Origin of the sequence: uncultured Halorubrum sp. (assembly GCF_937146585.1) — an archaeon.
Taxonomy (GTDB): Archaea; Halobacteriota; Halobacteria; order Halobacteriales; family Haloferacaceae; genus Halorubrum; species Halorubrum miltondacostae.
Map to the genome: position 1 here is coordinate 1 of NZ_CAKZRO010000067.1, position 17770 is coordinate 17770.

Consider the following 17770-nt stretch of genomic DNA (forward strand, 5'->3'; position numbering starts at 1 on the left):
GTCGCGCTCACCCCAGAGGTCCTTTCGGAGCTCCGGCGGCGTCGCGGCGTACCCCAGCACGGTGCGGACGTACTCCCCGCCCCGTCGCCCGTCGCCTTCCCGGTCGGGGAAGACCACGAGCCGATCCGCCCGGAACACCGCCGCCGCACGGGCGACGTAGCCGAGTTTGCGAGTCGCCTCGCGGTCGTCCTCGGCTTCCCGGACGAGCGAAGACGGAACACATATCGTGAGTCCGTCTTCGGTACGCATCGTGGCGAGACTGTAACCCTCGATTCCGGACGCCACCGTAAAAGGATAGCGGTCCCGATCTCCGGCTGTGCCGCGTTCACACGGGGTCTGCGCGGGGATTCCGCCCGCAGATCCGAGCCAACTCGTCACACGGACCGACGCTGCCGCGGACCCGATCCCTCACGCCGGGACGACCCGTGTCACGTCGGGACGATCCGCGCGATCGGCGCGTCGGCGTCGTCGACGGCGGCGTAGAGCTGTCCCGTGTCCGGTTCGATCGCGACCGCGCGCATGCGCCACCCGCGGTCGGCGAGCAGCGGCTCTCGCTCGGTCACGGTCGCGTCGAGGCCGTCGCCGTCGACGGTGAACCGACCGAGGTACTGCGCCGCGAGCGTGCCCGCGAACAGGTCCCCTTCCCACTCGGGGAACGCGTCGCCGTCGTAGAAGACCGCGCCGCTCGGCGGGAAGCCGCCGGAGCCGCAGGGCCAGTAGTGTACCGGCGCGATCACGCCGTCGCGCTCGTCGTGAGCCGGTGCGAAGGGGTCGTCGGTCCCGTAGCGGCACGCCTCGCTGGCGACCGGCCACCCGTAGTCCCCCCCGCGCTCGATCACGTTGATCTCGTCGCCGTCCTCCTCGCCGTGCTCGCACTGCCAGATCCGCCCCGTCTCGGGCCGCACCGCCATCGCCTGCGGGTTCCGGTGCCCGTAGCTGTACAGCGCGTCCGCGGCGTCCGGGTCGTCGACGAACGGGTTCTCCGGGTGGGGGTCGCCGTCGGGCGTCAGCCGCAGCGTCGCGCCCAGTTCGTTCGACCGGTCCTGCGAGACGTGGCCGGGCCCGAAGTTCGTGTCGCGCCGGTCGCCGACCGTGACGTACAGCGACCCCTCGGGGCCGAACGTCGCCCGCGAGCCGAAGTGGTTCGAGCCGCCACGGAACGGCTCGGCGACGCGGATCGGCTTGAACTCTGCCAGCGCCGGCCCGTTGCTCGTGTCGAGCGAGAGCCGGCCGGCCCCGACGTGGGTCGTCGCCTCGCCCGCGCCGTTCGTCGCCGAGTACGTGAGGTAGACGCGCGCGTCGTCCGGGTAGTCCGGGTGGACCGCAACGTCGAGCAGGCCGCCCTGCCCCTCCGCGAACACTTCGGGCGCACCCGCGACCGCCTCGACCGCCCCGTCCGCGGGGTCGACGAGCGAGATGCCTCCGGTCCGCTCGGTGACCAGCAGGCGACCGTCGTCGGGCAGGAAGGCGAGCCCCCACGGGTTCTCGAACCCCTCGGCGACGGTTTCGACGTCGTACGCGACGTCCGCGCCGTCGTCCGGCGGGGCGTCGTCCCCGTCGGAGCCGTCGGTCCCGCCGCCGCCGGAGTCGCCGAGGCAGCCGGAGAGCGCGGGGAGGGCGGTCGCTCCGGCGAGGCCGCCGGCCGCGCGGAGGGCGGTGCGTCTGTCGATTCGATCGAGACCGTCAGTCATGGTTCACAGGTGGGGACGCGGCACCGATGACCCTTCCGCCGGCCGTCGTTCGGAACCCTTATATCTCCGACCCGGGCTACGATCGGATGCGAGGCACGCACCGGTAGTGTAGTGGTATCACGCAACCTTGCCATGGTTGCAACCCGAGTTCAAATCTCGGCCGGTGCATCTTCTCGCTGCGCTCGAATATCCACCGGCCTGACTCCCGCTCGCTGCGCTCGCGGGAGTCTCGGCCGGTGCCGTTCCTAACGTCGTGAGCCGACCCGGAGGGCGGTTCGTGTCAGTCGCAGTCACCGCGGAAACACGGGTTCGCTCGCGGACCGCACGGCACCTCACGGCTCCCCGGCCTCGTCGCACGGAGTTCCCCGACCGGTAGTTTCAATCGGCGATCCGGCGAACTCCCTCGCGTGACCGTACCAACGAAGACGCTCCCGAGCGGCGCGGAGCTGCCGGCGCTCGGACTGGGCACGTACGACCTCGACGACGATGAGACGGCAGACAGCGTGCGCGCGGCTCTCGACGCCGGATACGGGCATATCGACACCGCGGAGGGGTATCACAACGAGGAAGCCATCGGCGACGCCCTCGCCGAGAGCGACGTCGACCGCGACGACGTGTTCCTGACCTCGAAGGTGCTCGCGAAGAACCTCAACTACGAGTCCGTGATCGAGTCGTGCGAGACCTCGCTCGACCGACTCGGCACCGACTACCTCGACTTATACCTGATCCACTGGCCGAACCCCGCGATTTCACTGCGCGAGACGCTTCAGGCGATGGCGGAGCTTCGCGACCGCGGGCTCGTCCGCGACGTCGGCGTCTCGAACTTCAGCGCGTACCAACTCAGCTGCGCACACCACGTCTCGGACGTGCCGATCGCCGTCAACCAGATCGAGTTCCACCCGTGGTTCCAGCGCCCGGATCTCGTCGACTACTGCCGCGAGACTGACACCGTGATCGAGGCCGCGGCCCCGCTGGCGCGGACGGACGTGTTCGACGACGAGGTCGTCGCCGAGCTGGCCGAGAAGTACGACAGGCATCCGGCACAGGTCGTCGTCCGGTGGGCGATCGATAACGGCGTCGTCCCCCTCCCGCGCTCGTCGACCCCGGACCACGTCCGGGCCAACGCCGACCTCGACTGGGAGCTCGACGAGGCCGACCGGCGGCGGCTCGACGAGCGCGACCGCGACGCGCCGGTGTACGACACCCCGGCCCGCGACTGGACGAGCGACGTGTACGGGATCGAACGGTAGGTCGGCGGCCGCTGGTCCCGCTCCTCAGGCCGCGATTCAGTCGCTGAGTTCGACCGGCCGCCCGGTCTCGGCCGACTTGTAGACGCCGGCGAGCGCGCGCATATCCGTGAGGGCGTGCTTGCCGTCCGCGTGGAACGGCTCGTCCGCCAGCAGCTGGTGGCCGAAGTAGGCGAACTCCTCTTCGATCTGGTGGACCTGCTCGAAGTCGACGTCGACCCGCGTCCCGTCGCGGACGACGGCGAACCCCCGGTCTTCGCGCTCGTAGAACGCCGGGTCCAGGATGAGTCTCGCGTCCGTCCCGGTGATCTCCAGCCGACTCGCGTGCTGGGCGTTCTGACTCACCGTACAGAATGCGTCGACGTCGCCCGGGAACTCCAGTCGGAACGAGGCGTGCTCGTCGACGTCGGCGAACGCCTCGTGCTCCGAGCGGGTCCGCCCGGACACCCGAACGGGGTCCTCGCGGAGCGCGAACCGCGTCGTGTTGAGCGGGTAGACCCCGAGGTCCATCACCGCGCAGCCGCCGGACAGCTCGGGGTCGAGCCGCCACTGGTCGTGGTCGCTTCCGAGTTCGCCGAGCATCGTCTGCGACATCGTCGCGTGGACGTGGATCACCTCGCCGGCGACGCCCGCGTCGAGGAGGTCGCGGAGCCGCCGGACGGCGGGGTCGGTCTGCATCCGGTAGCCGACCATCAGGGGGACGCCGGCGTCGTCACAGGCCGCCACCAGCTTCCGCGCGCGCTCCGGCGTCACCTCCAGCGGCTTCTCGCAGAGGACCGCCTTCCCCTGCGCCGCGGCGGCCTCGACGTACTCCAGGTGCGTCGCGTTGGGCGTCGCGACGTAGACGGCGTCGTACTCGTCCGCGACGGTCCCCGACCGCAGCTCCTCGGGCGTGACGCCCGTCAGGTCGCGCTCGGCGGCGGTCGCCTCGACCGCGCCGGCGTCGACGTCGCTGACGACGGTCGCCTCGGTGTACGCCGACCGCGCGATGCCGGGCAGCGCCCACTCCCGAGCGAACCAGCCGAGGCCGACGACCGCGACCCGAATCGGGTCGGCGACGGCGTTCGGGTCGAGCGTCTCCCAGTCACGGCGCGCGAACTCGTCGAGGTACTCCGCGAAGGCGGCGTCCATGTCGCCCCCTCCGCGCGGGGGCGTCAAATAACCACGGCGACCCGCGGGGCAGCGGGCGAGTCACGTACTGCGACGCCCTCGCGGTCGTCCGCGCCGCGCTCACCACGGGCCGTCGTAGTCCACCCGCGGCCGGTCGACGTCGAGGCCGATCTCGCGGAGCGTCTCGGCCGCGCGCTCCACCGGCGCGGGGTCGGCGCGGTCGAGGGGGTCGTCGGTCGTCTCGGCGAACCGCACCGTCCAGTCGCAGTCGATCACGACCGTCGCGCGCCGCGGGATAGCGGAGTGCCCCTCCCACGAGTCGGCGAGGAGGTCGTACGAGTCGGCGACGCCGCAGTGGTAGTCGGCGACGACGGGGAACGGGAGGGCGAACCGGTCGGCGTACGCGAACGCCGCGTACAGCGAGTCGCCGGTGAGCGCGACGGCGGCGAGGTCGTCGCGGTCGTGCCAGCCGGCGTCGCGGACCGCGGCGAGCGCCGCCGTACAGGGCGGGACGAACGTCGCGGGCGCGACGCAGAGGACGACCGCGTCGTGCGCCTCGACGAGCCGGAACAGCGCCAGCTCGGCGGCGGTGCGCTCCGCGTCGCCGTCCGGAGCGGCGTCGACCGCTGGCGCGGCGAAGTCGGGGGCGGTGTCGCCGACGGTGACCATGCGTCCACGAGGCGGGTGACCGACAAATAGCCACTCCCGGTGGGGGCGGCGGCCTCGAAGTTGGGTTCCGGGCGGCCTGAGAGGTGTGAGCAGCCGGCTCGGGGGATGTTTTACGCGTGGGCCGCGGAAGTCAGTCGTGATCGGAGCCCACGCGGAGACGGCGCTCGCCCTCGTCGGCACCTACGGCGCCGTCGCGGTCTTCGTCGTCTTCGCGCTGGAGGGCGCGCTGGTGGGGAAGCTGCTGCCGGCGCGGACGCTGTTCGTCGCGGCGGTCGTCGCCGCGGGCGTCGACGCGGTGGCGGTCGTCCCGGTGTTCGTCGCGGCGGTGGCCGGGGCGACGACCGGCCAGTCGCTGCTCTTCGTCGCCGTCCGCCGGTTCGACGTGGACCCGACCGGAAGCAGACTCGTCCCGGTCGACGCGGGCCGGCTCGACGGCGCGACGCGTTGGCTCGACCGGTGGGGACTCCCGGCGGTCGCCGCCTCGAACGCCGTCCCCGGGACGCGCGGGTGGCTCGCGGTGCCCAGCGCGAGCGCGTCGTCGGTGTCCGCGCCGCGGTTCGCCGCCGCGTCGCTGCTCGGGTCGACCGCCTACGCCGGCGCGCTCTTGGGGCTCGGGCTGGCCGTCGCGCTCGGCGTCGAGAGCGCCGTCGGGCTGTTCGGCGGCGACCTCGTCGCGGCGCTGTAAGCCGGAACCCGACCTTTTGGTCCGGTCAGAGGATCGTCCCGTGCTTCTTGTCCGGCAGGTCCTTCCGGACGTCCTCGTAGAAGTCGAACCGCGCGGCGAGCTCGGCGCGCAGGTCGGAGGGCGGCACGATCTCGTCGATGACGACCTCGCTGGCCATCCGGTGGACGTCGATCCCCTCGCGGTACTCCGCGCGCAGCCGCTCCTCCTCGGCCGCGCGCTCCTCGGGGTCGTCGATCTCGGCGAGCTTCCGCGCGTACACCGCGTTGATCGCGGCCTCCGGGCCCATGATCCCGATCTCGCCGGAGGGGAGCCCGATGACGCTCTCGGGGTCGTACGCCGGGCCGCCCATCGCGTAGATGCCCGCGCCGTACGCCTTCCGCACGACGACGGTCTGTTTCGGCACCGTCGCCGAGGAGGTGGCGTAGATCATCTTCTTCCCCTTCTCTAAGATGGCGTCCTTCTCCACCTGCGAGCCCGCCATGAAGCCGGGCGTGTCACAGAGGTACAGCAGGGGGATCTCGTAGGCGTCGCAGGTCCAGATGAACTCCGCGGCCTTCTCGGCGGCGTCCGGGAAGATCGCGCCCGACCGCTCCGTCGGCTGGTTGGCGACGACGCCGACCGGTCGCCCGTCGATCCGGCAGAACGCCGTGACGATCTCCGGCCCGTACCCCTCCTTCAGCTCGAACACCGACTCGGCGTCGGCGATCCGGTCGATCAGGTCGTGGGCGTCGTACGGGCGGTTCGGCGACTCGGGGATCAGCTCGTCGATACCCTCGGGCGAGAACTTCGGCGGCTTCGTCTCGCGTTGCGGGGGCTTCTCCCCCGCCTGATCGGGGAGGTACCCGATCAGGTCGGCGACGAGCTCGCGGGCGTGCTCCTCGTCGCGGGCGATCAGGTCCGCCGACCCCGACTCCTCGGCGTGGACGCGGGGCCCGCCGAGATCGTCCAGATCGATCTCCTCGCCGGTGACCATCTCCACCATCCGCGGGGAGGCGATCGCCATCGCGGACATCCCCTCCACCATCACGGTGAAGTCCGCGAACACCGGCGTGTAGGCGGCCCCGGCGATACAGGGCCCGTAGAGGACGCAGATCTGCGGCACCGCGCCGGAGAGCATCGAGTGGTTGTAGTAGTACTTCCCGATCCCCTCGCGGTTGGCGAAGAAGCCGGTCTGCTGGTCGATCCGGCCGCCGGAGGAGTCCATCAGGTAGAGCACCGGGTTCCCCGTCTTCAGCGCGCGCTGTTGCATCCGGAGAAACTTCTCGACGCCCTTCGACGCCATCGACCCCGCCTTCACGGTGAAGTCGTTGGCCATGAAGTGGACGTCGCGCCCCTCGAACTCGGCCGCGCCCGTCAGCAGGCCGTCGCCGGGGAGGCGGTCGCCGCCGCGCTCGTTCTCCTCGCCGTCGTCGCCGGCGGGGGCGTCGGGGTGCCAGTCGTCGAAGGCGGCGAACTTCCCGTCCTCGAACTTCACGCCCGCGGGGTCGCCGTCGGTCGCGCCCGCGTCGCCGGTCCCTCGGGTCCCGTCCTCGCCGCCGAACCAGAGGTCGAGGCGGTCGCGGACGAACAGCTTCCCCTGCTCTGAGAGCCGGTCGCGGTACTTCTCCGGGCCGCCCTCGCGGATGTCGGCTATCTCGGCGCGCAGGTCGCGCTCGCGGTCCGTGGGGCCGAGGTCGTCGTCGAGCGGGTAGCTCGGCTCGGACGGCTCGGCGCTGGCGGCCGGCGTCTCCGCGTCCCCGACGTGGACGTCGACGTCGACGCCGAGGTGTTCGGCGAGCGACTTCGCGATCGCTTCGGCCTCTTCGGGCGTCGCCGCCGCGCCGACGTGGACTTTCATGGACGCAAGACTTGCGGTAGATCCTAAACAGTTTTCCATGTGGGATCGGCCGGCTCGCGTCGTCCGGCAGCCCGGGGCGGCGCGCCGCTCGTCCGGAGCGGCACCGCGCCGCTACTCCGCGTCGACGGCGGCTTCCAGCCGCTCGATCAGCGACTCGTTGCCGACGTGCACCGGCGTGCGCTGGTGGACCGCCTCGGGCTCGACGTCGAGGATCGACCCCGAGCCGTCCGAGGACGCGCCCCCCGCGCGCTCGACGATGTAGGCGATGGGGTTCGCCTCGAACTGGAGGCGGAGCTTCCCCTCCGGCGCGCTCCGGAGGGCGGGGTAGGCGAACACGCCGCCGTAGGTGAGCACCTGGTTCACGTCGCCGACCATCGCGCCGCCGTACCGGAGCTTCAGGTCGTCCTCGATGGCCCGGGCGTACGCGCGGAAGTCCGCGGGCCAGTCGGGGACCCGGCCCCCGAACCCGTAGACGGTCGGCGTCGCCGGGAGCGTCAGGTCCGCCTCGACGACGGACCTGTCGACGCCGTCGCCGTCGGCGGTGACCACCTCCTCGCGGACGCCCGCCTCGTCGGCGACGACCATCGTCGTGATCGGGCCGTAGAGGACGTAGCCGGCGGCGACGAGGTCGCGGCCGCTCGCGGGCAGCGGCGCGTCGTACACGCCGACGACGGTGCCCATCGCGTTGTTCGACCGGAGGTTCGACGAGCCGTCGAGGGGGTCGATTGCGACGGCGAGCGCCTCGTCTCCGCCGCTCCCGACCGCGCCGCCCGCGTCGACCGCCGCCTCCCGCTCCTCGCTGACGAACGAGCCGACGCCGTCGACCGCGGTTATCGCGTCGCCGAGCAGCTCGTCGGCGTACAGGTCGCCCGCCAGCACCGACTCGCCGGACTCGTTCTCCGTCCCGCTCTCGACGCGGCGGCCGGGGAGCGCGGCGCGGATCTCGGGGGCCGTCGCCGCGACCGCGTCGAACACCGCGTCGACGGTCGAGTCGGGGGACGCCATCAGTCGTCGCTCTCGGCGATGGCCAGCGCCTCGGCCGGGTCGACCTCCTGGAAGATCACGGCCTCCAGGGCGTCGAGGATGCGTTCCGGCTCGTCGCGCTGGAAGACGTTCCGGCCGACGGCGATGCCGGTGGCCCCCGCGTCGATGGCGTTCGAGACGTTCCGGAGGAACGCCTTGTCGTCGCGCATCGTCCCGCCGGACATGACGACGTCGGCGGGGCCGGCCATCTCGACGGCGTGGCCCATCGCCTCGGCGGAGCCGGGGTACTTCACCTTCACCACGTCGGCGCCGAGCTCCAGGCCGAGCCGCGCGCCGTACGAGATGACGTCCGGGCTCCCGTCGTTGCGGAGCCCCTGGCCGCGCGGGTACGACCACATGACGACCGCCATGTCGTTGTCGCGGGCGCCCTCCTGCGCCTCGCGGAACTCCTCTGCCATCTCGACCTCGTGGTTCGACCCGCCGTAGATCGTGAACCCGACCGCGTCGGCCCCCAGTTCGGCCGCGTACTCCGCCGTACAGTTGACCGCGCTGTTCGGCTCGCCCATCCAGAGGTTCGAGGTCCCGTTGAGCTTCAACAGGAGGTTTACCTCGTCCTCGTACGCCGGGTAGTACGCCTCGGCGAGCCCCTTCTGGACGGCCAGCGAGGTGACCGCCTCGTGGGTGGCGAGCTCGAAGATCCGTTCCGGGTCCGCCGTGTCCGGGTTCGGCTCGAAGTCGACCGGCCCGTGTTCGAGGCCGTGGTCGTACGCCAGGATGAGCGACTTACCGTCCCGCGAGATGTTGTCGGCGGCGTGTGGGAGCATCAGTTCGTAGTTCCGTTACATCGATAAAAAGGGCTGTGGTGAAACCGCCGGACGTAAAGAAACCGAGCGGCCGATTGAGCGGCCGTTCACGCCGATCGAGGAGCGATCGGCCAAATCCACTCGTTACTACTCGAATTGTTAATTTCTCCGCGCGGCACGCGTTCGACGGGCGGTTTCGCAATACTTACGCCCCGCGGCGCGGCAGCGGTTCGCATGCGAGCACTATCCGAGGTCGACGTCGTCGGCGTCGTCGGCGCCGGGACGATGGGGAACGGGATCGCGCAGGTCGCGGCGACGGCGGGCTACGACGTGGTGATGCGGGACGTCGAGGGCGAGTACGTCGAACGCGGCCTCGACAGCGTCGCGGACAGCCTCGACCGGCTCGCCGGGAAGGGCGCGCTCGACGAGGACCCCGACGCGGTCCGCGACCGGATCACGGGCACGACCGCCCTCGACGACCTCGCGGCCGCCGACCTCGTCGTCGAGGCCGTGATCGAGGACCTCGACGTGAAACGCGACGTGTTCGCCGACCTCGACCGCGTCACCGACGACGACGTCATCCTCGCGACGAACACTTCCACGCTGTCTATCACGACCATCGCGAGCGCGACCGAGCGCGCAAGCGACGTGGTCGGCCTCCACTTCATGAACCCCGTGCCGATCATGGACGGCGTCGAGGTCGTGGTGGGCGAGCGCACCGACCCGGCGGTCGTCGACTTCGCGCACGCCTTCGCCGAGGACCTCGGCAAGGAGACGTGGGAGGCCGACGACAAGCCCGGCTTCGTCACCAACCGCATCCTGATGCCGTGGATAAACGAGGGGATCCGCGCGTACGACGAGGGCGTCGCGGACAAGGCCGACATCGACCGCGGGATGAAGCTCGGCACGAACGTCCCGATGGGGCCGCTCGAGCTCGCCGACCACATCGGCCTCGACGTGGCGCTCGACGCCAGCGAGACGCTCCACGAGGAGCTCGGCGACCGCTACAAGCCGGCGTACCTCCTCAAGCGCAAGGTCGAGGCGGGCGACCTCGGCAAGAAGACCGGCCGCGGCTTCTACGAGTACGAGTAACGACCGAGGGCGCGGGCGGTCAGGCCCCCTCGGCCTTGCCGTCGCGGTCGTCGTCGGCCGTCCACCGGCGGGCGCCGGGCAGGAGCCCGACCAGCTTCGTCACGTAGCCGAACCGGAACAGGCCGAGCTGCGAGAGCGCCCCGAGGACGAACACCGCGAGGAACGCCGGCGCGGAGAGATCGAAGAGGAGGGGTTGAACCGTCGTCTCGGCGGCGGCCGTCTCGAAGCTCGCCGGCGTGAGCGACCGCGAGGCGAACGCCGCGCCGATGAGCGCCGTTGAGACGACGAGCGTCGTCCGCGTGAGGACGAAGCCGAACAGCGCGCCGACCGCGACGCCCGCGAGCGTCGCGCCGACGAGGAGGACCGTCCCCTCGATCCCCGCCGCGTCCGCCGCGTACAGCGGGCCCACCGCGAACCGCCCGGCGAACCCGCCGACGACGCCGCCGATCCCCAACACCGCGAAGGAGAGCCCGGCGTACGCCAGGAAGCCCCCGAGGAGGCCGCCGACGGCGACCGCCCCGGCGGTGAGGGCGGTCCCGTCGACCGCGACGAGGCCGACGACGTTCGGGGCGAACAGGTAGCCGGCACCGGCCCCGACGAGCAGCCCCGTCAGCGTCACCGCGTAGACCGAGACCGCCGCGCCGACGAACGCGAGCGCGAGCCCCGCGAAGATCAGGCCGCCGTTGAGTGGGGTGAGCATGTCCGTACCGTGGCGCGCGCTGGCACTTAAATTGTCGCGCCCGAGGCGACGCGAAAGCCACGGCTCACCGCGCCCGGCTCGCCGCCTGCCGGTCGAGGTAGCGCGTGTACCCGCCGACGGCGAGGCCGAAGCCGACGACGAGCAGGACGAACCCGAGCAGCCGGCTCGTCCCGACGGTCATCACCGCCAGGACGACGCCGAACACCAGCGCGAACACGCCGGCGACGACGACGCCGACGTCGAGCAGCGGCGACGGCTGGATGGTGCGACAGTGCGGGCAGATCCGCGCGTCGCCCGGGATCGGCTCGCGGCACTCGACGCAGTGGACGCGGTCGCTCGGCACGCGCCCCCGTTCGGCCGCGGCGGGTATGGCTCTGTTGACCGGCGAGGTCCGACCGGAACCGACCGCGGAACCGCCGTCACCGCCGGGCGAGTTCGCCCGGTTCGCGGAGGTCGAAGGCGACGCTCTCGGTCCCGTCTCCGGAGGGTATGAGGTGTACGTGACCGTGGTCGGTGAGTCGGGAGTCGTCTTCGTACGCGCGGTAGCGGACCAGGTACCGCCCGGCCTCGACGACCGCCTCCCGCGTGGCCTCGCCGTCCGGGCCGACGTCGAGCGACGAGCTGTACGCTCTCGCCGCCCGCTCCGAGGCGCCGTCGCCGAAGAATTCGAACTCGACGGCGTAGGAGTCGTCCGTCTGGTTGAACACGGTCAGGTCGACGCGGTCGTCGCGCGACCGGAGCCGCGAACACCCGGCGAAGGCGCTCGTCGTCGCGACACCGAGCGTTCCGAGGAGGGCTCGTCGGGAGGGCACGGTCGCAATGCGACGGTGCGCGTCATAAGCGTTCCTCGAACGCCGTTCGCGCGCCGTCGGCGCCATTTCACGCCGGCTCGTCGGTCAGCCTCCATCCCGCGCTCCGTCAGTCCGCGCCCGCCGCCGCGGCCGGCTCGTCGCCCACGTCCAGCGTCTCCTCGACCTGCGTGAACACCGCGACCAGCGCGATCGCGGCGGCCGCGGCCCCGACCGCGAAGGGGACGACGAACCCGAAGCCGTAGAGCCAGCCGGACGCCAGCGGGCCGAGCGCGACGCCGAAGCCGAACCCCATCGTGAGCACCGACAGCGTGGTCCCGGACTCGCCTTCGCGGGCGAGGTCGCCGGCGAGCGCGAGCGACGGCGCGAACACGCACGCGACCGCGACCCCCTGCCCGAGCCGGACGAGCATCATCAGCGCCGGCTCCGTCACGATCCCCTGGAGCAGCGTCGTCGGGACGAGGAGGACGAAGCCGGCGAGCAGGAACGGCCGGCGACCGATCCGGTCGCTGGCGCGCCCCACCGGGACCTGGAAGATCACGTTGGCGATCGTGACGGCCGCGAACTGCGCGCCGAACCACACCGGCGGCTGGTCGAGCCGGACGTTCACCTGGTTCTGGAGGGTCGCGAACAGCGCGATACACGCGCCCATGGCGACGGTCGCGAGCCCGAGCGTGAACACGGGGTCGAGCAGGCGGTCCTCGCCGCGGACGCGGATCGAGACGTCGTCGCCCGCCTCCGCGGTGTCGTCGGCGTCCCTGACGAGGAGGAACACCAGCGTGAAGCTGAGGTACGCCCCGGCGCAGGCCGCGACGAAGGCGGCGTCGAACCCGTCGAGGACCGGGAGTCCGACGACCGAGAGGTCGTACGGTCCGCGCGCGACGACCGCGCCCGCGAGGACCGGTCCGAAGCCGAAGCCGATGAGCCGGAACGTGTTGTACACGCCGAAGTTCCCGCCGCGGTCGGCGTCGCTCGCCGCGTACTCGTTCACGAGGGCGACCGTCGCGGGGATGATGAGCGCCGCGCCGAGCCCCTGGATCGCGCGCAGCAGGACCAGGGCGGGATAGCTCGTCGCCACCGTGTACAGGCCGCTTGCGGTCCCCAAGAGGAGGATGCCGGCGAGCACGAAGGGGCGCCTCGCCCCGACGCGGTCGGAGAGCCGCCCGGTGAACGGCTGCGAGAGGCTGTTGAGGAAGCCGAACAGCGAGAGGACGACCCCGATGAGCAGCGGCTCGGTCAGCGTGATCGCGGCCGCGCCGACGCCGACCTCGACGCCGAGGAGCCCCTCGATGTCGACGAGGTCGCTGGTGATGTATAAGGGGAGGACCACGATGAGGAAGGAGTTCCCGGCCGCGCCGACCATCCGCGCGAGCGCCAGCACGATCACGCGGCTGTCGGTGTCGGTGACGCCGGAGAGGATCCCCATTTATCGATCGTTCGAAACGGAGGATAAAGGCGCTTGTGAACGGGGGGAGTCGATCCGCTTTCCGCCCGGTTCAGCGCGCTACGAGGCGATCGGGCGGCGCGCACGGTCGCCGGTGGAGGCCGACGGCGCGCGCGTCAGTGGGTCGCCGGCGTCCGCTTGTCGACCCCGCGGACCTCGAACCGCGCGCCGCCGTCGCGGCCGGACGTGGCCGCGACGGACCAGCCGTGCGCCGTGGCTATCTCTTCGACGATGGCGAGGCCGAACCCGGTGTTGCCCGCGGTGCCGCTCTCGCCCGGCTCGAAGAGGGAGTCGGCGACCGAGGGGTCGACCCCCGGGCCGTCGTCCTCGACGAAGAACCCGTCCGGCAGGTCGCCGACCCGGATCGAGACGTCCTCGCCGACGTGGTCGACGGCGTTGCGCATCAGGTTCTCGAAGAGGTTCCGGAGGCGGTCGGGGTCCGCGAGCACCTCGCGGTCGGTCTCGACGGAGAGCGTCGCCGAGCCGGTGTCGACGGTCGACCAGCTGTCGTCGGCGACCGCGGCGAGGTCGACGTGCTCCGGGTCGCCGACCGTGTGGCCCTCGCGGGCGAGCGCGAGCGTGCGCTCGACGATCGACTCCATCCGTCCGAGCGCGTCGAGCGCGGCGTCGAGGTTCTCCGCGTCGTCCGACATCTCTCGGGCCAGCTCGACGCGCCCCTGCGCGACGTTCAGCGGGTTGCGAAGGTCGTGGGAGACGATGCTGGCGAAGGAGTCGAGCCGGTCGTTCTGGCGTTCGAGGGCCTCCTCGCGCTCTTTGAACTCCGTGATGTCCTCCTGGAAGCCGACCCAGTGGGTGACGGAGCCGTCCGCGTCGCAGATCGGCGCGATGCTGACGCGGTTCCAGAACTCCGTGCCGTCCTTCCGGTAGTTCAGCAGCTCGACGCACGTCGGCTCGTCGGCGTCGATCGCGTCGCGGAGCTCCTGGACGGACGCCTCTTCGGTGTCCGGTCCCTGGAGGAACCGACAGTTGACGCCGATCGACTCCTCGCGGGTGTATCCGGTCATCTCGACGAACCGGTCGTTGACGTACACCATCGGGTTGTCCTCCTGTTGCGGGTCAGTGACGGTGATCCCGACCGGCGCCTCGTCGAGCGCGCGCGTCTTCGTCTCCAGCTCCTCGCGGCGCTCCCGCTCGTCGGAGACGTCCCGGAGGATGCCGACGCTGCCGTCGAAGGTTTCGCCCTCGTACGGGAGCGCCGCCATGTGGTCCCGGCACGGGATCGGCTCGCCATCCTTCGGGAAGATGTCGACGCCGAAGTGCTGGACGTCGGGGCCCGACGAGGAGAGGATCGTGCCGAGCCGGTCCTCGGCCTCCTGGACCGCCGCGTCGTCTTTGATGAACCCGGGCTTCTCGCCGATGATCTCCTCGCGCTCGTAGCCGGTGAGCTCGGCGAACGGCTCGTTGACGAACCGGAACTCGCCGGTCTCATCGACGACGTAGACGGGGTAGCCGAGCGCCTCGATGACCGTCGAGTAGCGCTCCGCGATCTCCTTGGTCCGGTACTCGTCGACGGCCTGATCGACGCGGTTCGCGAGCCGGCGGAGCTGCTCGGGGCCGCCCTTCTGGAAGTAGCCGGTGACCCCGGCGTTTATCGCCTGGCTCGCGATCTCTTCGGACCCCTTGCCGGTGTACAGCACGAAGGGGATCTTCTGGTACTCCTCCGGGATCGCGTCGAACAGCTCCAGCCCGTCCATCGCGGGCATGTCGTAGTCGCTGATCACGCAGTCGAAGGCGTCTTCGTCGAGCCGGGCCAGGGCGCTCTCGGGGTCGGTCACGCTCGTCACCGCTACCGAGTCGAGCTCCCGCTCGAGGTACGCCTCCGTCAGGTCCAGGACCGACGGGTCGTCGTCGACGTGTAGCACGTCGATCGCTGCGGACATACCCGATCAGACGGCGGGGACGAATAAACGCCTACCGACCCGGCTATCGGATCTGGATCTGTGGACGCGGCGGTCCGGGGCCCGCGTTCAGTTCCGGTCCGCGTGGCTGATTCTTAAGTCCGCGGAGCGCGGAGATTGGGGCGATGACCGGCGGGACGCCAGTCGCCGGGGAGACGCTCCCGGGCGCCGGCGGCGGGGACGACGACGCCGCGGACCGCGTCGTCTGCCACGTCGACATGGACTGCTTTTACGCCTCCTGCGAGCGGCTGCGTCACCCCGACCTCGCGGGCGAACCCGTCGTGGTCGGGATGGGGTACGAGCCGGGCGAGTCGATCGGCGCGGTCGCGACCGCGAGCTACGAGGCCCGCGAGGTCGGCGTCGAGAGCGCGATGCCGATCTCGGAGGCGCTGGAGCTGCTGCCCCGCCGCGCCGACGCGGACCCGGACGACCCGGACGCGCCGGACCCGGCGGAGGCCGGCCGGTACGTCCCGGTCGACCTCGACTTCTACGAGGACGTGGCGGGCGAGGTGAAGGACGTGCTGCGCGACTGCGCCGACACCCGCCGCGAGGTGAGCATCGACGAGGCGTACCTCGACGTCACCGACCGGACCGCGTGGACGGTCGCGGGCGAGGACCCCGCCGACCCGCCGCCGAGCGCCGCCGCCGGGCCCGCCGAGGCGCGGACGCTCGCCGAGGGGTACGCCCGGCACGTGAAAGACCGGATCGAGCGCGAGGCGGGGGTGCCGGCGAGCGTCGGCGTCGCGCCGAACATGTCGGCCGCGAAGGTGGCGAGCGACGCCGACAAGCCGGACGGCCTCGTCGTCGTGCCGCCGGGGTCGGTGGCCGAGTTCCTCGCGCCGCTGCCGACCGCCGACGTCCACGGGGTCGGACCCGTGACCGAAGAGACGCTCGCGGACTTCGGCGTAGAGACCGCCGGCGACCTGGCCGCCGCCGACCGCGACCGGCTGGCGGAGGCGCTCGGCGAGCGCGGCCCGGAGCTCTCCCGGCGCGCCGCCGGCGACGACGACCGCGAGGTGACGCCGACCGGCCTCCCGAAGAGCCTCTCGCGGGAGTCGGCGCTGCCGACGACCGCCGACGAGGGGACGAAGCGGGAGACCGTCTCCGCGCTCGCCGCCGACGTGGCCCGTCGCGCCCGCGAGCGCGGCTGCCTCTACCGCACCATCGGGATCAAGGCGGTCGAGCCGCCGTTCGACGTGAACACCCGCGCCCGGAGCCTCCCCGGCCCCGTCGACGACCCCGACCTCGTCGAGGAGGTGGCGCTCGACCTGCTCGCCGAGTTCGACGAGACCCGCGTCCGGAAGCTCGGCGTGCGCGTCTCGAACCTCGACTTCGCCGAGACCGACCAGGCGACGCTCGGGGGGTTCGACGCGGGCGACGGACGGGGAGACGGAGACCGCGGGGCGGGCGACGACGCCCGCGGCTCCGGCGCGCGGACGGTCGCCACAGACGGCGACGGCGGGAAGCTCACCGACTGGGTCGGCGGGGAACCGGGGTCGGAAGACGACTCGGCGGCGGGCGACGACGAGCGCCGGACCGCCGACGGACAGGCGTCGCTCGGCGACTGGTCGTGAGCCGCGCTCGACGCGTGGATTTATCACGCGATCGAGACGATCCGGGCGTATGTCCCTCGCTCGCCGCGTCCTCCTCGGTGCGAACCCGGACGGCTCGTCGCGTCGGTATCGCCTCCTCGCCCCGCCGCTGGCCTTCCTCGTCGTCTTCGTCGGCTACGGCCTCGGCGTCTTCGCGCACGCCGGCGGCGTGGTGTTCCTCGCGGTCGACGCCGCGGCCGTGGGCCTCCTCGCGGCCGCGGCCCTCGCCTACCGACGGGCCGGGGTCGCGCTCGCGTGGGCCGCCACCTACGGAGCGCTGCTCGGGGCCAACGCCGACCACTACCTCCTCGGACTCCCCGGACGGCCCCTCGGCGAGCGCGTCGGCGCGCTCCTCGAACTCGACGGGCTCGTCTTCGTCGCGGTCGAGGCGCTCGCGCTGGGGACGATCGCGTGGGTCGCCGGCGCGGTCGTGAGCCGGGCGGTCGCCGAGGCCCGAGCGTGGCGGCGGGACGCGCCGGAGTGACGCGCCCGCCGAGCGGCGCGCCCGCGGAGTACGGGGATTAACATGCCCGAGCGCCGACCCGAACGTATGGACGACCTCTCGTGGGAGACGCTCGACTCGGCCGTCGACTACGCCTGCCCCGGCTTCGACGTGCGGCGCGACGAGGTGCGGTTCCCGGACGGGGAGACCGACGGGTATCACTACGTCGACGAGCCGCCGGCGGTCGTGGTGCTCCCGCTGACGCCCGGCGGCGACGTCGTCGTCATCGACGAGTGGCGACAGGCGGTCGGGCGGGTGAACCGCGGGATCCCCGCCGGGACGATGGAGCCGGAAGACGGTGACACGGAGGCGACGGACGAGGGATCGACGGCGACCGGCGGCGGAGCGACCACCGGGGCGATCGAGCGCGCCGCGGCCCGCGAGCTCGCCGAGGAGACCGGGTACGAGGCCGAGGGCTTCGAGCGGCTCACGACCGTCGAGCCCACGAACGGGATGGCCAACGCGGTCCACCACCACGTGCTGGCGACCGGCTGCGAGCCGACCGCCGAGCGCGAACTGGACCACAACGAGTCGATCGCGGTGGAGACGGTGCCGTACGACGACCTCCTCGCCGCCGTCGTCGACGGCGGCCTGCGCGACGGGCGCGCCGTCACCGCGGTGCTGTGGTACGAACTGCTCCACCGATAGCGGGCGGCGCGCGGGTCGCGAGCGCGGGGCGGCCGGTG

18 protein-coding genes and 1 tRNA gene are annotated in these 17770 nt (G+C 72.0%); 7 read left to right on the forward strand and 12 right to left on the reverse strand.

Going from position 1 to position 17770, the window contains the following annotated elements; genetic code table 11:
• Together Q0116_RS05980 and Q0116_RS05985 are read right to left on the reverse strand one after the other, a co-directional pair.
• The coding region (locus Q0116_RS05980) for a putative RNA uridine N3 methyltransferase (RefSeq protein ID WP_297886434.1) at positions 1-249 on the reverse strand (249 nt) is incomplete at its 3' end.
• 179 nt (positions 250-428) lie between these two features.
• Positions 429-1691, reverse strand: coding sequence for a PQQ-dependent sugar dehydrogenase (locus Q0116_RS05985; protein WP_297886435.1), 1263 nt, complete (start codon positions 1689-1691; stop codon positions 429-431).
• A gap of 97 nt (positions 1692-1788) precedes the next feature.
• On the opposite strand from Q0116_RS05985, the gene Q0116_RS05990 reads away from it, so the two are divergent.
• Together Q0116_RS05990 and Q0116_RS05995 are read left to right on the forward strand one after the other, a co-directional pair.
• Positions 1789-1859, forward strand: a tRNA-Gly gene (locus tag Q0116_RS05990).
• Between the two features lie 239 nt (positions 1860-2098).
• The gene (locus tag Q0116_RS05995) at positions 2099-2941 is read left to right on the forward strand and encodes an aldo/keto reductase (RefSeq protein WP_297886436.1); all 843 of its coding nucleotides are present in this window, start codon (positions 2099-2101) and stop codon (positions 2939-2941) included.
• 36 nt (positions 2942-2977) lie between these two features.
• On the opposite strand, the gene gfo6 is transcribed toward Q0116_RS05995, so the two are convergent.
• Positions 2978-4069, reverse strand: coding sequence for a D-xylose 1-dehydrogenase Gfo6 (gene gfo6 / locus Q0116_RS06000; RefSeq protein WP_297886437.1), 1092 nt, complete (start codon positions 4067-4069; stop codon positions 2978-2980).
• 99 nt (positions 4070-4168) lie between these two features.
• Complete coding sequence (locus tag Q0116_RS06005; protein WP_297886438.1) at positions 4169-4717, reverse strand: redoxin domain-containing protein; 549 nt, start codon at positions 4715-4717, stop codon at positions 4169-4171.
• 136 nt (positions 4718-4853) lie between these two features.
• Between Q0116_RS06005 and Q0116_RS06010 the strand changes: the two genes are divergently transcribed.
• Positions 4854-5402 (forward strand): VTT domain-containing protein, encoded by a 549-nt coding sequence (locus Q0116_RS06010; RefSeq protein WP_297886439.1) that lies wholly within the window; start codon positions 4854-4856, stop codon positions 5400-5402.
• Between the two features lie 25 nt (positions 5403-5427).
• On the opposite strand, the gene Q0116_RS06015 is transcribed toward Q0116_RS06010, so the two are convergent.
• The 3 genes from Q0116_RS06015 to Q0116_RS06025 all read right to left on the reverse strand — a co-directional run bounded on the left by Q0116_RS06015 (position 5428) and on the right by Q0116_RS06025 (position 9047).
• Entirely contained in the window at positions 5428-7239 is a 1812-nt protein-coding gene (locus Q0116_RS06015) for an acyl-CoA carboxylase subunit beta (protein ID WP_297886440.1), read from the reverse strand.
• Positions 7240-7350: 111 nt separating this feature from the next.
• Positions 7351-8244, reverse strand: coding sequence for a class 1 fructose-bisphosphatase (locus Q0116_RS06020; RefSeq protein ID WP_297886441.1), 894 nt, complete (start codon positions 8242-8244; stop codon positions 7351-7353).
• Positions 8244-9047, reverse strand: a complete 804-nt coding sequence (locus tag Q0116_RS06025) for a class I fructose-bisphosphate aldolase (RefSeq protein ID WP_297886442.1) — start codon at positions 9045-9047, stop codon at positions 8244-8246. The genes Q0116_RS06020 and Q0116_RS06025 overlap by 1 nt, the downstream gene beginning before the upstream one ends.
• 213 nt (positions 9048-9260) lie before the next feature.
• On the opposite strand from Q0116_RS06025, the gene Q0116_RS06030 reads away from it, so the two are divergent.
• The gene (locus tag Q0116_RS06030) at positions 9261-10118 is read left to right on the forward strand and encodes a 3-hydroxyacyl-CoA dehydrogenase family protein (protein ID WP_297886443.1); all 858 of its coding nucleotides are present in this window, start codon (positions 9261-9263) and stop codon (positions 10116-10118) included.
• Positions 10119-10137: 19 nt separating this feature from the next.
• Here Q0116_RS06030 and Q0116_RS06035 read toward each other — a convergent pair whose 3' ends face one another.
• From Q0116_RS06035 to Q0116_RS06055, 5 genes are all read right to left on the reverse strand, one after another.
• Positions 10138-10818: a phosphate ABC transporter permease gene (locus Q0116_RS06035; protein ID WP_297886444.1), complete on the reverse strand. Its 681-nt coding sequence runs from the start codon at positions 10816-10818 to the stop codon at positions 10138-10140.
• A 64-nt stretch (positions 10819-10882) separates the two neighbouring features.
• Positions 10883-11161, reverse strand: coding sequence for a zinc ribbon domain-containing protein (locus Q0116_RS06040; protein WP_297886445.1), 279 nt, complete (start codon positions 11159-11161; stop codon positions 10883-10885).
• Between the two features lie 76 nt (positions 11162-11237).
• Positions 11238-11630: a hypothetical protein gene (locus Q0116_RS06045; RefSeq protein ID WP_297886446.1), complete on the reverse strand. Its 393-nt coding sequence runs from the start codon at positions 11628-11630 to the stop codon at positions 11238-11240.
• 106 nt (positions 11631-11736) lie between these two features.
• Positions 11737-13053, reverse strand: coding sequence for an MFS transporter (locus Q0116_RS06050; RefSeq protein ID WP_297886447.1), 1317 nt, complete (start codon positions 13051-13053; stop codon positions 11737-11739).
• Positions 13054-13187: 134 nt separating this feature from the next.
• Positions 13188-14972 carry a PAS domain S-box protein gene (locus Q0116_RS06055; protein WP_297886448.1) on the reverse strand — a complete coding sequence of 595 codons (1785 nt, stop codon included), beginning with the start codon at positions 14970-14972 and terminating at the stop codon, positions 13188-13190.
• 143 nt (positions 14973-15115) lie between these two features.
• Between Q0116_RS06055 and Q0116_RS06060 the strand changes: the two genes are divergently transcribed.
• The 3 genes from Q0116_RS06060 to Q0116_RS06070 all read left to right on the forward strand — a co-directional run bounded on the left by Q0116_RS06060 (position 15116) and on the right by Q0116_RS06070 (position 17732).
• Positions 15116-16564: a DNA polymerase IV gene (locus Q0116_RS06060; RefSeq protein WP_297886449.1), complete on the forward strand. Its 1449-nt coding sequence runs from the start codon at positions 15116-15118 to the stop codon at positions 16562-16564.
• A 49-nt stretch (positions 16565-16613) separates the two neighbouring features.
• Positions 16614-17066 (forward strand): hypothetical protein, encoded by a 453-nt coding sequence (locus tag Q0116_RS06065; RefSeq protein WP_297886450.1) that lies wholly within the window; start codon positions 16614-16616, stop codon positions 17064-17066.
• A gap of 66 nt (positions 17067-17132) precedes the next feature.
• Positions 17133-17732: an NUDIX hydrolase gene (locus tag Q0116_RS06070; RefSeq protein ID WP_297886451.1), complete on the forward strand. Its 600-nt coding sequence runs from the start codon at positions 17133-17135 to the stop codon at positions 17730-17732.
• The last annotated feature ends 38 nt before the right edge of the window (positions 17733-17770 follow it).